Origin of the sequence: Burkholderia sp. MSMB2157WGS, from assembly GCF_001532755.1 — a bacterium.
In the GTDB taxonomy this organism is placed as follows: domain Bacteria; phylum Pseudomonadota; class Gammaproteobacteria; order Burkholderiales; family Burkholderiaceae; genus Burkholderia.
Window position 1 is genome coordinate 383280 of sequence record NZ_LPJG01000025.1, and the last position, 14926, is coordinate 398205.

Consider the following 14926-nt stretch of genomic DNA (forward strand, 5'->3'; position numbering starts at 1 on the left):
TAACGCTTTTTTTCATTTGTGACATGACCTCCCCCACCGGCCTCATCGACGCGCAGCACATCACGCGGCGCGACGCCAGCAGCGGCAAGACGCTGCTGGCCCCGACCGATTTCAGCCTCGCCGCGGGCTCGCGAATCGCTGTCACCGGCCCCTCCGGGTCGGGCAAGAGCGTGCTGCTGCGCGCCCTCGCGCTACTCGATCCGCTCGACGGCGGCCGCCTCCTGTGGCGCGGCAGCCGGATCCGGCGCAGCGCGATTCCGCGCTACCGGCGCAGTGTCGCCTATGTCCGCCAGCGCCCCGCGCAAATGGACGGCACCGTCGAATCGCAGTTGCGCTATCCGTATTCGCTCGCGATCTATCGCGACGTCGCGTTCGATCGCGCACGCGCCGAAACGCTCGCCGCACAGGCCGGCCGCGGCGCCGACTTTCTCGACAAGCGCGCGAGCGACCTGTCCGGCGGCGAGGCGCAGATCGCCGCGCTGCTGCGCGTGCTGCAGCTCGATCCCGACGTGCTGCTGCTCGACGAGCCGACCTCCGCGCTCGATCCCGAATCGGCACGCGCGATCGAAGCGCTCGTCGGCGCGTGGTTCGACGCCGCGCCCGACGCACGCGCCTACATGTGGATCTCGCACGATCCGGCCCAGGCCGCGCGGATCGGCACGACACGGCTCGTGATGCAGGCCGGCGTATTGCACGCGGCCGACCCGACGGAGGTTGCGCGATGAGCCCGGCACTGCAGGACCTGAGTCTGGTCGACGTCGGCATCGCCGCCGCGCTCGTCGCCGTCAACGGCGCGATCTCGGCGGCGCTGTCGCTCGGCCTCGGCCGCAAGCTCGCGCTCGCGGCGATGCGCACCGTCGTGCAGTTGCTCGCGATCGGCTACGTGCTCGGCTGGGTGTTCGGCCATCCGCACTGGTACGTCGTGCTGCCGCTCACCGCGTTGATGACGCTGATCGCCGGTTTCGCCGGCGCGGGGCGCGGCAAGCGCACGTACCGCGGCCAACGCATCGACAGCATCGCGTCGATCTGGTTCAGCAGCTGGTTCGTCGCGGCGGTCGGCCTGTTCGTCGTGATCCGCATCCATCCGTGGTTCGCGCCGCAATACGCGATCCCGATCCTCGGGATGATTCTCGGCAATACGCTGACGGGCGTCTCGCTCGGCGTCGAGCGGATGATGGAGGAACTCACCGCGCGCCGCGATCGCGTCGAAACCGCGCTCGCGCTGGGTGCGACGCGCTGGGAAGCCGCGCAGGACGCCGCGCGCCAGGCCGTGCGCGCGGGCATGCTGCCGACGCTGAACCAGATGGCGGTGGTCGGCGTCGTGAGCCTGCCGGGGATGATGACGGGCCAGGTGCTGGCCGGCCAGTCGCCGCTGCAGGCCGTGCGCTACCAGATCGTGATCATGTTCCTGATCGCCGCCGCGTCCGCGCTCGGCACCGTCGGCGCGGTGCTGATGACCTATCGCCGGCTGTTCTCCGCCGATCACCGCTTTCTCGCGTCCCGGCTCGAAGAGCGCACGCACTGACGCGCGGCGGCAGCCTGCGCATGCGAAGTTTCACCGAAATGTCATGACCGGACGGACAGGATGCGCGCGAGCATGACGTGACATCCGCATCACGTCACACGTCGCCGTTGCACGGTCGCGGCGCCGCGCCGCGAAGCCGGCAACGGATGCATCGCGACGGCGGCACGGCAGACCTGCTCGCGTGCTGGCCTGCTCGTTCCGCCCCCCGTCGAACCGGTTGCGCGCGCACCGGACCGGACGAAACGCCGGCCCGCGCGCGCCGCTCAACGCTTGATCGACACCGTCACCTTGGTGCCGTCGCTCATCGTCACGGACTTCGACCCGCCGTTGGTCGGAATCGACACCCACTTCACCTGGCTCACCGACGCGACGTCCGGACACTGCAGCGACTTGCCGCCGGCCGTCACGCTGCGCGTGCCCTTCGGTGCGGCCGCCTGGAAGCTCAACTGCACGTTGGCGACGCCCTTTGCGTCGACCGACGGCGCGAGCCGCACCTGGGTCTGCCGCACCATCGCGCCGTTCGCGTCGCGCGGCAGGTTGTCGGCGTTCGGGCAGCCGTCCGGCATCGCCACGGCACCGCTCGGCGGCACCGACTTCCAGTTGAAATCGTCCGTCTCGCCCGAGCGGATCTTGCGGGTCTCCTGCGTATTGCCGAAGGTCTTCGAGTCGACCTTGACGGTGTATTCGAGCTGTCCCGTACCGCCGCCCTTCAGGCTGCCCTTGACCGGCGGCGCCGCGAATACGCTCGCGCTGACGCACGCCGCCGCGAACACGACCGACCACGATGCGGCGACCGACAAGCTGCGTTGGCTCATGCTGACCTCCTTGTAATGCGGCGGCACGCGCGTGCCGCGCGGTTTTCGATGCATGATGCGCTGCCAGTCTACCGCCAAGCGGGATGCAATGCGCCGCAAACGCATCGGGTGTTACCCCGCTTGCGTTCGCGGCGCCGCAACCTTACGCGTACCGCCGGCTCAGAACCCGCTCAACACGAGCTTGCCGATCGCGCGCCCGCCCTCGAGCATCCGGTGCGCGCGCCGCACGTTCTCGGCATTGATCGTGCCGAGCTGTTCGCCGAGCGTCGTGCGCAGCGTGCCGCCGTCGACGAGCCGCGCCACCTCGCTCAGGATCTTGTGCTGCTCGATCATGTCCGGCGTCTCGAACATCGCACGCGTGAACATGAATTCCCAGTGAAACGCGGCGCTCTTCGCCTTCAGCAATTCGACCGGCACCGGCTTCGCGTTCTCGACGATCGTGCAAATACCGCCCTGCGGCCGGATGACTTCCGCAGCGGCCGGGAAATGATGGTCGGTATCGTTGAAGATCAGCACGTAGTCGACGCTCGGATGGCCGATCTCGCGCAATTGCGCCGGCAGATCGCCGAAATGGTCAACCACCGCATCCGCGCCCAGCGCGCGCACCCAGTCGGCCGACGCCGGCCGCGACGCGGTCGCGATCACGTGCAGCTTGCCGAGCGTCTTCGCGAGCTGGATTGCAATCGAGCCCACGCCGCCCGCGCCGCCGATGATCAGCACCGACTTGCCCGCGTCCGCGCCCTGCGGCGACACGCGCAACCGGTCGAACAGCGCTTCCCATGCGGTCAGCGCGGTGAGCGGCAGCGCGGCCGCCGCCGCGAAGTCGAGCGTGCGTGGCTTCAGCGCGGCGATCCGCTCGTCGACCGCGTGGAATTCGCTGTTCGCGCCGGGCCGCGTGATGCTGCCCGCGTAGAACACTTCGTCGCCGGGCCGGAACAGCGTGACGTCGGCGCCGACCGCGACGACCGTGCCGGCCGCATCCCAGCCGAGCACGCGCGGCGTCTCCTCGATCTGCGGCTTCGGCGCACGCACCTTGGTGTCGACCGGGTTCACGGAAATCGCCTCGACCTTCACGAGCACATCCCGCGGGCCCGGCACGGGCTGCGGCAGTTCGACGTCGAGCAACGCTTGCGGGTCGTCGATCGGCAGATAACGGGTCAATCCAACGGCTTTCATCTCGATACTCCTTTCAGGAAATCCGGCAGGCTGCGGCGCAACCTCCATGCGTGCCATCGTAGGCAACCCGATAATTCGAGAAAACCGCTATATTTCCTGAAACATTTTCAGGAATTTCAGAATAATGACGTCCGCTCCCGTTTCGGCGCCCGACAAGCCGCTCGACCTGCTCGACGTCGCGCTGTTCGTGCGCGCGGCACTGCTCGCGAACGTCAGCGCGGCCGGGCGCGAATTCGGCGTGTCGGCAGCGGTCGCGAGCGCACGCATCGCGCAGCTCGAACGCCAGCTCGGCGCGCGGTTGCTGCATCGCACCACGCGCCGCATCAGCCTCACGCAGGACGGCGAAATCTTCATGGCGCGCGCCGACGCGCTGCTCGCGGCCGCCGACGCCGCCCGCGCGTCGGTCGGCCGCGGTCGCAGCGAGCCGTACGGGCGGCTGAAGGTGTCGATGTCGTCGTCGTTCGGCCGCCAGCACGTCGCGCCGGTGATTCCGGCGTTCCTGCGCCGCTATCCGTCCGTGTCGCTCGATCTGCGGCTGTCCGACGAGATCGTCGATCTGGTCGACGACGGCTACGACGTCGCGATCCGCCTCGGTGCGCTGAAGGATTCGACGCTCGTCGCCCGCAAGCTCGCCGTCAACCGCCGCGTGCTGTGCTGCTCGCCCGCCTATCTCGCCGAACACGGCACGCCGCGCCATCCGGCCGACCTGACGCAGCACGAATGCGTGATCCTCGGCGACCAGCGCGACTGGTCGTTCGCGACGCCGCAAGGCCCGCTCACGGTGCGGGTCGGCGGCCGGCTCGTCGCGAGCAACGGCGAGGCGATCCGCGAAGCGCTCGTCGACGGCTTCGGCATCGCGATCAAGTCGACCTGGGACGTCGGCCCGCTGCTCGCAAGCGGCACGCTCGTCACCGTGCTCGACGACTACCCGTTCGCGGAGGACGTCGCGATCTGGGCCGTCTATCCGAGCCGCGCGCACGTGCCGCTGAAAACCCTCGCGTTCATCGCGTTCCTGGCCGAGCATTTCGGCGATCCGCCGTACTGGGATCGCGCAAACGGATGACCGCCACCGCACCGCGCGCGGTTTCGCTCCGGCGCCGGCCGCCATGCACGGCCAACCGGCTACAATGGCGCGTTCGCGACGCAACGGCCCGCAGCCGCACGAGGCCCGCGTCCGCAGGCGGCCGTCCGTGGGCCGCGCACGTCATTCATTCGTCTTCCAACCACTCGTCATGACCCACAATCTCGTCATCCAGAGCCTTGCGCCGCTGTCGGACGCCCATCACAAACCGCTGCTCGCGCTCTCGCGCGGCACCCGCATCGTGCAGACCGACGATCACGCGCTGCGCGTCGAAAACGCGAGCCCGGCGCAGCGCCTCGACATCGACGCGTACTGCGGCACGCACGCGCTCGACTTCGGGTTCGTCGAGGCCGGCCTCACGCTCGGCGATTTCGGGCTCGCGGTGATGGACATGGATTCGACGCTGATCACGATCGAATGCATCGACGAGATCGCCGATTTCTGCGGACTGAAGACGCAGGTCGCGGAGATCACCGAAGCGTCGATGCGCGGCGAGATCCGCGATTTCAACGAAAGCCTCACGCGCCGCGTCGCGCTGCTGGCCGGGCTCGACGCGCACGCACTCGAGCGCGTGTACGAAGAACGGCTGCAACTGTCGCCGGGCGCCGAGACGATGCTGGCCGGCGTGAAGGCCGCCGGCATGAAGACGCTGCTCGTGTCGGGCGGCTTCACGTTCTTCACCGAGCGGCTGAAGGCGCGCCTCGGCATCGACTACGCGCATGCGAACACGCTCGAGATCGTCGACGGCAAGCTCACCGGCAAGGTGCTCGGCGAGATCGTCAACGCCGACGTGAAGGCGCGCCTGCTGCGCGAGACGTGCGCGTCGCTCGGCCTCGAGCCGCGCCGCGCGATCGCGATGGGCGACGGCTCGAACGATCTGAAGATGATGGCCGAAGCCGGGCTGTCGGTCGCGTTCCACGCGAAGCCCGTCGTGCGCGACGCGGCGACGGTCGCGTTCGACCATGTCGGCCTCGACGGGCTGCTGCGACTGTTCTGATCCAGCCGCACCGTCAATGAAAAACGCCGGCGCGACAGGGTATCGCGCCGGCGTTTCGTTTGTGTGCCGGACGTTGCCGGCCGGCGATCAGCCGAGCGCGGCCTGCATCGCGCGCTCGATGTCCGCGCGCAAATCGGCTTCGTCTTCCAGACCGACGTAGAAACGCACCAGCGTGCCGCGATGCGGCCAGTCCGGACGCATCGACGCGACGTCGTAAGGCATCGCGAGGCTGCACGCGCCGCCCCAGCTCCAGCCGATCGCGAACAGCTCGAGCGACTCGACGAAACGGTCGACCTGCTCCGCACTGTAGCGTGCGTCGAACACCACCGAGAACAGCCCGCCCGCGCCGGTGAAATCGCGCATGAACGACGCGTGCCCCGGGCAGTCGGCGATCTGCGGATGCAGCACCGCCGCAATCTCCGGCCGCGCCTTCAGCCATTGCGCGAGCGCGAGCGCGCTCTTGCCGTGCGCGTCGAAGCGCAGCTGCATGCTCGGCAGGCTGCGCAGCACGAGCGAGCAATCGTCGACCGACACGCCGATCCCGCAGCGCATCCGCGCGAGCTTCAGCTTCGCATGCAGTTCCGCGTTCGCGGTGATCGTCGCGCCCATCAGCACGTCGCTGCCGCCCGACTGGTACTTGGTCAGCGCCTGCACCGAGATGTCGACGCCGTGCGCGAACGGCTTGAACGCGAGGCCCGCGGAAAAGGTGTTGTCGATCGCGGTGACGATGCCGCGCGCCTTCGCGGCCGCCGTGATCGCCTGCACGTCGGGCACTTCCATCGTCACCGAGCCGGGCGCCTCGATCCAGATCAGCCGCGTGTTCGGCTGGATCAGCGCCGCGATGCCGGCGCCGATCAACGGATCGTAAAAACGCGCGGTGATGCCGAAATCGTTCGCCAGCCACTTGCCGAAATCGGCGTTCGGGCCGTACACGTTGTGCGGAATCAGCACGTCGTCGCCCGCTTTCACGATCCCGAAGTAGACGTTCATGATCGCCGCGAGACCCGACGGCTGCAGCAGCGCGTGCGTGCCGCCCTCGATCTCGGCGAGCCGCTGCGCGAGCGCGAGCGACGTCGGCGTCGCGTGGAGCCCGTAGCGCCACTGGTTGTCGTCGTGCCAGACCAGCGCGCGCATCGTCGCGAGATCGGGGAACACGACCGTCGACGCGCGCGCGACCGGCGGCACGAACGAACGGAAGCCTTCCGGAATGGCGTCGTCGGGTTGAACGATGCGGGTTTGCAGCGCGCGCTTGGGAGTGGATGCGGTCATGACTGGAGGCCGGGCACGAGGCCGTTCGGTTGCGGAATATGTCGCTAGAGTAGCCAAAATCGGCGCACTTGGCCCGGTACAGTGCGCGCCGCGCACGCCGAGCCAGCGCCCGTTCAGTCGTCGGTTCGCAGGTTGACGACGCCGCCCACCGTCTCGATTTCGCGCACGCGGCCGTCGCGCACCTGCAGCGCCGCGCGCTTGCCCGGCGCCAAACGCAGCACGACCGGCTGCGGATCCGATTCGTCCGAATTCATCCGGTCCGCCTTCAGGTCGCCCGCCGCGTCGAAACGGCCGATCCACACGCCGGTGATGTTCGTGCCGTCGTTCGACTCCTCGATCTCGAGCGTATCGCCGTCGCGGTCGCCCGCGAGCAGCACGACCTCGCCCGTGTCGGCGAACTGGTATTCGCCGTGCACGCCTTCCTCGTCCGTCTTGGGGCCGAGATGCACGACGATCGGCCGGTCGCCGAGCGTGCCTTCGTAGCGCGGCAGGCGGGCGAACTCGGGATTCGGCTTCAGCGGCCGCGCCGGCGCCGGTTCATCCTGCTGCACGCCGGGTGCAACCGCCTGCGCTTCGATCGCCGCCGGCATCGCGATGCCCGCTGCCAGCGCACCCGCGACGACGAGCGCCCGTTGCCATTCCGAATATCGACCCACCTCGTGTTGCTCCTTGCTTCAGATTCGCCCGTCGATCGCGGGACCGTGCCGGGTCGAAACCCGGCTCTTGCGTCGCCGCGCCAGCCTGCGCTGCGACTGCGTCGGCGTGCGCGTTTCGCGTCAGCCCTGCATCAGGCTTTCCACCGCAGCGCGGTGCGGAATCGGCGCGACCGCGCCGTAACCGGTCGTCGACAGCGCCGCCGCCGCGTTCGCATAACGCGCGGCCGCGAACGGATCGTCGCCCGCGACGATCCGCGCGACGAACGCGCCGCCGAAGCAGTCGCCCGCGCCGGTCGCGTCGACGGCCTCGACCGCGAAGCCCGGCACGACGCGCCGCTCATGCGGCGTCGCGACATACGCGCCTTCCTTGCCGAGCTTCAGCGCGACGACCTGCGGCCCGTGCTCGAGCATCGCGTCGACGATCGCGTCGCGATCGTTCGCGCCCGTGAGCGCCGTCACGTCGTCCCAGCTCGGCAGACAGATGTCCGTCTGGCGCAGCGCCTCGCGCATCACCGCACGGGCACGCGGCAGCGGCCACAGCTTCAGGCGCAGGTTCGTGTCGAAGCTGACCTTCGCGCCGTGGCGACGCGCATGGTCGATCGCCGCGAATGCCGCATCGCACGGGGCCGTGCCAATTGCAAGACTGATGCCCGACAAGTGCACGGCCTTCGCGGCCGCGAGCGCGTCGAGCGGCAGGTCGCCCGTCGCATAGCGGCTCGCAGCCGACCCCGCGCGCAGATAGTCGAACTGATGGCCGTCGATGCCGTGCGTGACGAAATACACGCCGGTCGGCGCCGTGCGGTCGATGCGCACGTACGTCGTGTCGACCTGCTCCGCCGCCCACATGTCGGCCAGCAGCCGGCCGAACGGATCGTCGCCGATCGCCGACACGAAGCCCGTCGACGCGCCCTGGCGCGCCGCCGCGATGCAGAAGTTCGACGTGTCGCCGCCGAAGCCCTGCAGGAATTCGGGACGCCCCGGCTGCGACTGGTTGAATTCGATCATCGCCTCGCCGAGCGCGAGGATCTCCGGAAACGCAGCGGCCATCGCTTACACCTCGCCCCACAGATCGTGACCGTCGGCGCCCGTGATCTTCACGGACACGAAATCGCCGACCTTGTAGCGCTTCGATGCCTTCGCCGCCGGCTCGACATAGACGACGCCGTCGATTTCCGGCGCATCCGCTGCCGTTCGGCCGATGCCGCCTTCCTCGCCGACTTCGTCGATCAGCACCTTGAGCGTCTTGCCGACCTTGCGCTGCATGCGGTTCGCCGATACTTCCTCGGCCACTTCCATGAAGCGCGCACGACGCTCCTCCCGGACCTCGTCCGGCAACGCGCCGTCCAGGTCGTTCGCGGTCGCGCCTTCGACCGGCGAATACGCGAAACAGCCGACGCGATCGAGTTCCGCTTCGCGCACGAAGTCGAGCAGCGTTTCGAACTGTTCTTCCGTCTCGCCGGGGAAGCCCGCGATGAACGTGCTGCGGATCGTCAGGTCCGGGCAGATCTCGCGCCACTTCTGCACGCGCTCGAGCACCTTCTCGGCGTTCGCCGGACGCTTCATGCGCTTCAGCACTTCCGGGTGCGCGTGCTGGAACGGCACGTCGAGATACGGCAGCACGTGGCCCTTGAATGGACCTTCGGCCATCAGCGGAATCACTTCGTCGACGCTCGGATACGGATACACGTAGTGCAGGCGCACCCACGCGCCGTACTGCGCGGCGAGTTCGCCGAGCGCGGCGACCAGGTCGGTCATGCGCGTCTTGATCGGCTTGCCGTTCCAGAAGCCCGTGCGGTACTTCACGTCGACGCCGTAAGCGCTCGTGTCCTGCGAGATCACGAGCAGTTCCTTCACGCCCGACTTGAACAGGTTCTCGGCTTCCAGCATCACTTCGGCGACCGGGCGCGACACGAGGTCGCCGCGCATCGACGGGATGATGCAGAACGTGCAACGGTGGTTGCAGCCTTCGGAGATCTTCAGGTATGCATAGTGACGCGGCGTGAGCTTGATGCCGGCCGCGGGTACGAGATCGACGAACGGGTCGTGCGGCTTCGGCAGGTGCGAATGCACGGCCTGCATCACTTCGCCCACCGCGTGCGGGCCGGTGACGGCGAGCACCTTCGGGTGGACTTCCTCGATCAGGTTCGAGCCGCTGGCGCTCGACTTCGCGCCGAGGCAGCCGGTGACGATCACCTTGCCGTTCTCGGTCAGCGCTTCGCCGATCGCGTCGAGGCTTTCCTGTACGGCTTCGTCGATGAAGCCGCAGGTGTTCACGACGACGAGGTCGGCGCCGTCGTAGGTGCCGGAGATTTCATAACCTTCGGCGCGCAGTTGCGTGATGATTTGTTCGGAATCGACGAGCGCTTTCGGGCACCCGAGGGATACGAACCCTACTTTGGGGGATTGGGACATCTGGAATGTGGGGGCGTGGCGGCAAAAGTGTGAGTTTACAGCGATTTAGGGGCGGCGAGCCAAAATGAGCGACCGGCGGTATCGTCGATCGGCAGTTCGAGCACGCCGCCCGGTGGGCGGCCGACAACCAGATGGGGCTTGATGTGTCCCTATCACACGATCTCTGGAACGGCCTCAACGCCGCGCATGGCTATGACTGGGACACGAACCCGTGGGTATGGGTCGTCGAATTTAAACGAGTGGGAGGGACGTCGGAATGACGAAGAAACAATCGAAACAAGAAAGCCCGACGGCCGACACGCAGATTGCAGCAGCGATCGCGAGCACGATCAGCGCCGTCAGCTCTCAAGGGCTCAGCATCGTGACGCCGGACGGAAATCCCGCAACCCTCGCCGTCATCGATCAGAATGGCAAGATCATCGGGGCCTGCCCGAGCGTGATGCGCGCGGTACGGGACGTCGCAACCCGTTCGTCTCGCAATTTCCTGATCGGCGACGGTCACCTTCGCGTCCTGACGCAGCCGCCCAGCACGAGGGGCAAATAAAAACGGCGCCTCGTGGCGCCGTTGTAGTGCTACAGGTCGAGAAACGTTCGAACCGCGTATCTGATCGCTTCCATTTCTTCGTCAGTTGCTCGCTCGCCCTTGAACTGAAACTCGCGTGCTTTGAACGACAGATTCACGATCTGATCGACGAGCGCAACGCCAGGCCGTGCGAGACTCGAAATCGGAATCTCCGATTCCCATCCCCGTACAGTCGATGTGATCGGCAAGCCGACAAACCTCCCCGTCAACTCATTGATATCGACCGGCGTGATGACGACCACGGCACGATACCCGTCCTGCTCGTTGCCCTTGCTCGGCCCGATATACAGCCGAACGACATCCCCTGCTTCCGGAACTCCGTTGTGCATCTTGTTCCCGTCCTTCTGGTTCCGCGTCAGGCCTGCTCGTCCGGTCCCCCGAACTCACTGCCCTGCGGTTCGCCGAAGTCGATGATCGGATGCGGCTCGAGCTTCGCCTCGCGAAGCTGCTGCAAATAGCGTTCGCGAGAAAAGCGCTTGATTGCACTGTGGGGACGAATCTCCACCTTGCCATCGACCACATGAATATCCACTTCTTGCCCCTCGGCGAACGCCACCTCTTGCGCGACGTTTGCCGGGATACGCACCGCAAGGCTATTCCCCCAACGCTTGAGCGTTTGAATAGCCATCATCCATCCCCTCAAAGGGTCAGAGGCGGAGAAGGTTTTCGTGCCACTCTTGCGGCATCCGAACTGCTTTCCGCCCCTTCGCGTGCAATACCATCAGTGTTATGTATCAACAATGTCGATACGCACTCAGAATAGTCGTTCCCTGCGCACGTGTCAACATTGTTGATACATCAAGAACGCTATAGATTCACCATCCTTTGGGCACTCAAGGGATACGAACCTATTACGTCGGACTGGGAGCGCGTAACGTGTTCCCGCGTGCTCCTGCGCGCGACCGGGTCAGTCGGCGTCAACCGACTCCGCGCGGGTTGCCGAAGGGCTCGACGGATCGAGCCGAGTCGAGCCACTGCGGGCTCAAGCGCGACTCGCTCGGATCCCGAACACCCGATCGCGCTGCCGGGAAAGAAACGCCCGCGCACCCGAGAACCGACGCCACTGCCCCGCCCCTTCGAGCAAGAATCGCCCCGAATTAGAGCAGCCGCTATGCGAAAATGCGGCATCCGCTCTCTCCAATCGACCCAACGGGGCCCGCATGACCACCCACATCACGATCGAATTCACCGAGCACGCCGCAGAAACCATCGGCGAGCAGACCAGCACCAGCTTTTCCTACGATCAAGGCGCGCACGTGCCGCAACCGGGCGATTTCGTCGAACTCGATAACTCGCGCCAGACGTTTCTCGTGATCGGTCGCGTGTTTTCGCTCAAAGCGAACTACAGTGCCGTCAAGCTCGTGCTCGACCTTCCTCCGTCGGACGACGATCAGGATTTCGGTTCGGCACACTGAGCAACGACGGAACGCGCCGCGGTCATCCGTACCGATGACCCTGCGCGCCGGTCCACGGCGCCGCAGCACCCAGCCCGTCGATTCGCTTGGCGGGCCGTGCTCGAACTCGGAACGCCGCGCGTCAGTGCGCATCCGGAAACACCGGCGCCTTCAGACACCGATCGAACCACGCGGCATCGCCGCCCTCCCCGAGCGGCCACAATTCGGCGTCGAGCTGCGGCAGGCCGGCCACCGGCGCCGGCGTACGGTTCTCGCCACCGGACGCCGCGGCCCGCACCCACCCCGCCTGCGCGCTGCCGCTGTCGCATGCATGCGTGCCCTGCGCTTCGCAGAACGCCACCGGATGCACCTTCCCGCCGTCGGCCGCGCTCACCAGGCGGTACTGATAGACCGCACCGGTCGCCCAGTCCTCGCTCTGACTGCACACCCGCGCATGATGTTGCACATGAATCGCGCCGAAACACGCATAGGAAACATGCGCGCCGCTCGCATCGTCGGGGATGAAATCGCAATTGGCATCGAAGCCGGCCAGCGGGCCGCCGCTGTATTTCGCGAGCCACTGCCGCTCGGCCAGTGCGCGCGCGATCAGCCCTTCACCCGACCGGTCGGCCAGCACGGCGGTGCGCCGATCGAAGGCCTTGCGCACTTCGTCGGCTGCCAGTCGATGGCCGTCGTAATCGGTATCGAGTCGTTTGTTGCGCGCGTCGAGCCAGCGGCGCTGGCTGCGCACCAGCATGTCGCGGACGGCGGTGTCCGGCGCGGCCTGTAGCGCGCCCGCATAGGCCGCATTCATCCGCGCATCGGCCGCGCGCAACGCGGGGCTCGCGCAAATGCGCTTCTCGATCGGCTGGACGGCTTTCGCACAATCCATCGCAAAGCCCGGCACGGCCAGGCCGACACCCATCATGAACATCGCAGCAAGACCGGCCAGCCTGCCGGTCGATGCCGTTCGAATCCCTCGCATGCTCTCTCTCAGTCGGTTTGTTTTTCTCGGCCGCCCGCATGATGCGGCATCGGGCCTCTCGCCATGCGCGGGAACCGCTAGCGCATTTCGCGCATCGCCGTGCAGCGGCCGCTTATGGTACGCCAGGCAAGCGTTCGCGCGGGCACGGTGCGACCCGGCTTTCGTTCGTATGGACGGGATCTCGATCGACTGGACGACGACGATGTCCGCGCCTGCCGGGCACGGGCATTCGGTGCCGACGATCCTGGACGACCGTCGGCGCTCTCTTCCGGCAAGCGGCAACCGCGCATCGCCGTACCCGAATGCACGACAGCGACCGGCCGCCCCGCTTCGCGGCGCCGACGCCCGACGGCTCGCGCCGCCCCGGGCCGGTTTGCCGCGATGCCGTTACTTCTTTTCGGGCTCCGATGCGCCGGGCTGCTTGAACGGAAACGTGCTGAACATCGACTTCGCCTGGTTCTGCATCTGCTCCTGCATCTGCACGAACATGTTCTTCGACTGCTCGATGTAGCTCGTCATCATCCCTTGCATCATCGGCGCCTGCATGTTCATGAACTGCGACCAGACTTCCGGATTCATCGCGTTACCTTCGTAGAGGTTCTTCGATTGATCCGCGAGCTTGTTCTGGATGTCGATGAATGCCTGGATGTTCTTTTCCAGGTACGTGCCCATCATGCCCTGCATCGCATGACCGTAGAAACGGATGATCTGCGACAGCATCGACGACGAGAACATCGGTACGCCACCGCTCTCCTCCTCGAGGATGATCTGCAGGAGGATGCTGCGCGTCAGGTCTTCGTTGGATTTCGCGTCGACGACCTTGAAATCCTCCTGCTCGAGCACGAGCTGCTTCACGTCCGTGAGCGTAATGTACGTGCTTGTCTCGGTATCGTAGAGCCGGCGGTTCGGGTACTTCTTGATGAGCCGTTCGGCCGTCTTCTTTGTAGTAGTCATGTAACGCCTTTGAGTGCAGCGTAGCGCAAGTGACGAATCCCCGCCGCCCGAATCCGGGAGGCGGGGGCCTTCGGAAAACGCCCGGCTGCGCAGCCATCCTGCCCGCGCAGCCCGGACGCTCAGCCCATGTGCAGGCCGCCGTTCAGCGAGAAGTCGGCGCCCGTCGCGAAGCCCGAATCGTTCGATGCGAGCCACGCGACGATCGAGCCGATTTCCTCCGGCGCGCCGAGACGCCGCACCGGAATCGTCGCGACGATCTTCTCGAGCACGTCCGGACGGATCGCCTTCACCATGTCCGTGCCGATGTAGCCGGGCGACACGGTATTGACCGTCACGCCCTTCGTCGCGACTTCCTGTGCGAGCGCCATCGTGAAGCCGTGAATGCCGGCCTTCGCGGTCGAGTAGTTGGTCTGGCCGAATTGCCCTTTCTGGCCGTTCACCGACGAAATGTTGATGATACGGCCCCAGCCACGTTCGACCATCCCGTCGATCACCTGCTTCGTCACGTTGAACAGGCTCGTCAGGTTGGTGTCGATCACGGCGGTCCAGTCTTCATGCGTCATCTTGCGAAACACGACGTCGCGTGTGATGCCCGCGTTGTTGACCAGCACGTCGATCTCGCCGACTTCCGCCTTGACCTTGTCGAACGCTTCCTTGGTCGAGTCCCAGTCGCCGACGTTGCCTTCCGACGCGATGAAGTCGTACCCGAGCGCCTTCTGGTCCTCGAGCCATTTCACCCGGCGCGGCGAGTTCGGGCCACACCCTGCGACCACCTTGAAGCCGTCTTTCGACAGGCGCTGGCAGATGCTGGTGCCGATGCCGCCCATCCCGCCCGTTACGTACGCAATTCGCTGAGACATAAATCTCACTCCATTTTTTGGTTTCGAGAGCTGCCGGAGGCCCCCTCTGACTTCACGTGACGCCGGCCGAAGCTGCAATCGGCCGGCGCACGGATCCGGTTCGCCGATGGCGAACGGCCGGTTACGAACGGCCGATCACGGACGCTCGACCGCGAGCGCGACGCCCATCCCGCCGCCGATGCACAGCGACGCCAGCCCGCGCTTCGCATCGCGCTTGAC

Annotated in this window: 17 protein-coding genes; 6 read left to right on the forward strand and 11 right to left on the reverse strand. The window is 66.6% G+C overall.

Annotated features, from left to right (window positions below):
* Positions 1-23: 23 nt before the first annotated feature.
* Both WT53_RS16685 and fetB read left to right on the forward strand, forming a co-directional pair.
* Positions 24-725 (forward strand): ATP-binding cassette domain-containing protein, encoded by a 702-nt coding sequence (locus WT53_RS16685; protein ID WP_060260734.1) that lies wholly within the window; start codon positions 24-26, stop codon positions 723-725.
* On the forward strand, positions 722-1525 hold the full coding sequence (fetB, locus tag WT53_RS16690) for an iron export ABC transporter permease subunit FetB (RefSeq protein WP_059785938.1): 804 nt from the start codon (positions 722-724) through the stop codon (positions 1523-1525). The genes WT53_RS16685 and fetB overlap by 4 nt, the downstream gene beginning before the upstream one ends.
* A 263-nt stretch (positions 1526-1788) precedes the next feature.
* On the opposite strand, the gene WT53_RS16695 is transcribed toward fetB, so the two are convergent.
* Together WT53_RS16695 and WT53_RS16700 are read right to left on the reverse strand one after the other, a co-directional pair.
* Positions 1789-2340, reverse strand: a complete 552-nt coding sequence (locus WT53_RS16695) for a DUF6013 family protein (RefSeq protein WP_034207915.1) — start codon at positions 2338-2340, stop codon at positions 1789-1791.
* Between the two features lie 159 nt (positions 2341-2499).
* On the reverse strand, positions 2500-3516 hold the full coding sequence (locus WT53_RS16700) for a zinc-binding alcohol dehydrogenase family protein (RefSeq protein ID WP_034207412.1): 1017 nt from the start codon (positions 3514-3516) through the stop codon (positions 2500-2502).
* A gap of 124 nt (positions 3517-3640) precedes the next feature.
* Between WT53_RS16700 and WT53_RS16705 the strand changes: the two genes are divergently transcribed.
* Positions 3641-4579, forward strand: coding sequence for a LysR family transcriptional regulator (locus tag WT53_RS16705; RefSeq protein ID WP_060260738.1), 939 nt, complete (start codon positions 3641-3643; stop codon positions 4577-4579).
* A gap of 169 nt (positions 4580-4748) precedes the next feature.
* The gene (gene serB / locus WT53_RS16710; RefSeq protein WP_059498826.1) at positions 4749-5594 is read left to right on the forward strand and encodes a phosphoserine phosphatase SerB; all 846 of its coding nucleotides are present in this window, start codon (positions 4749-4751) and stop codon (positions 5592-5594) included.
* Positions 5595-5681: 87 nt separating this feature from the next.
* On the opposite strand, the gene WT53_RS16715 is transcribed toward serB, so the two are convergent.
* The 4 genes from WT53_RS16715 to rimO all read right to left on the reverse strand — a co-directional run bounded on the left by WT53_RS16715 (position 5682) and on the right by rimO (position 9931).
* Complete coding sequence (locus WT53_RS16715) at positions 5682-6863, reverse strand: cystathionine beta-lyase (RefSeq protein WP_059785947.1); 1182 nt, start codon at positions 6861-6863, stop codon at positions 5682-5684.
* A gap of 113 nt (positions 6864-6976) precedes the next feature.
* Positions 6977-7519: a hypothetical protein gene (locus tag WT53_RS16720; RefSeq protein WP_060260742.1), complete on the reverse strand. Its 543-nt coding sequence runs from the start codon at positions 7517-7519 to the stop codon at positions 6977-6979.
* A gap of 120 nt (positions 7520-7639) precedes the next feature.
* Entirely contained in the window at positions 7640-8566 is a 927-nt protein-coding gene (locus WT53_RS16725; RefSeq protein ID WP_034207417.1) for a sugar kinase, read from the reverse strand.
* Positions 8567-8569: 3 nt separating this feature from the next.
* On the reverse strand, positions 8570-9931 hold the full coding sequence (rimO, locus tag WT53_RS16730; RefSeq protein WP_006497181.1) for a 30S ribosomal protein S12 methylthiotransferase RimO: 1362 nt from the start codon (positions 9929-9931) through the stop codon (positions 8570-8572).
* Between the two features lie 256 nt (positions 9932-10187).
* Here rimO and WT53_RS16735 point away from each other — a divergent pair, with 256 nt between their 5' ends.
* Positions 10188-10475 carry a hypothetical protein gene (locus tag WT53_RS16735; protein ID WP_034207418.1) on the forward strand — a complete coding sequence of 96 codons (288 nt, stop codon included), beginning with the start codon at positions 10188-10190 and terminating at the stop codon, positions 10473-10475.
* 29 nt (positions 10476-10504) lie between these two features.
* On the opposite strand, the gene WT53_RS16740 is transcribed toward WT53_RS16735, so the two are convergent.
* Together WT53_RS16740 and WT53_RS16745 are read right to left on the reverse strand one after the other, a co-directional pair.
* The gene (locus WT53_RS16740; RefSeq protein WP_034207419.1) at positions 10505-10843 is read right to left on the reverse strand and encodes a type II toxin-antitoxin system PemK/MazF family toxin; all 339 of its coding nucleotides are present in this window, start codon (positions 10841-10843) and stop codon (positions 10505-10507) included.
* Between the two features lie 26 nt (positions 10844-10869).
* Positions 10870-11142 (reverse strand): AbrB/MazE/SpoVT family DNA-binding domain-containing protein, encoded by a 273-nt coding sequence (locus WT53_RS16745; protein ID WP_034207916.1) that lies wholly within the window; start codon positions 11140-11142, stop codon positions 10870-10872.
* 532 nt (positions 11143-11674) lie between these two features.
* Between WT53_RS16745 and WT53_RS16750 the strand changes: the two genes are divergently transcribed.
* The gene (locus WT53_RS16750; RefSeq protein ID WP_034207420.1) at positions 11675-11929 is read left to right on the forward strand and encodes a hypothetical protein; all 255 of its coding nucleotides are present in this window, start codon (positions 11675-11677) and stop codon (positions 11927-11929) included.
* A gap of 121 nt (positions 11930-12050) precedes the next feature.
* On the opposite strand, the gene WT53_RS16755 is transcribed toward WT53_RS16750, so the two are convergent.
* From WT53_RS16755 to WT53_RS16765, 3 genes are all read right to left on the reverse strand, one after another.
* Positions 12051-13175: a lysozyme inhibitor LprI family protein gene (locus tag WT53_RS16755; RefSeq protein ID WP_230624924.1), complete on the reverse strand. Its 1125-nt coding sequence runs from the start codon at positions 13173-13175 to the stop codon at positions 12051-12053.
* Positions 13176-13280: 105 nt separating this feature from the next.
* The gene (phaR, locus tag WT53_RS16760) at positions 13281-13847 is read right to left on the reverse strand and encodes a polyhydroxyalkanoate synthesis repressor PhaR (RefSeq protein WP_006485265.1); all 567 of its coding nucleotides are present in this window, start codon (positions 13845-13847) and stop codon (positions 13281-13283) included.
* Between the two features lie 119 nt (positions 13848-13966).
* Entirely contained in the window at positions 13967-14707 is a 741-nt protein-coding gene (locus WT53_RS16765; RefSeq protein WP_034207422.1) for a 3-ketoacyl-ACP reductase, read from the reverse strand.
* Between the last annotated feature and the right edge of the window lie 219 nt (positions 14708-14926).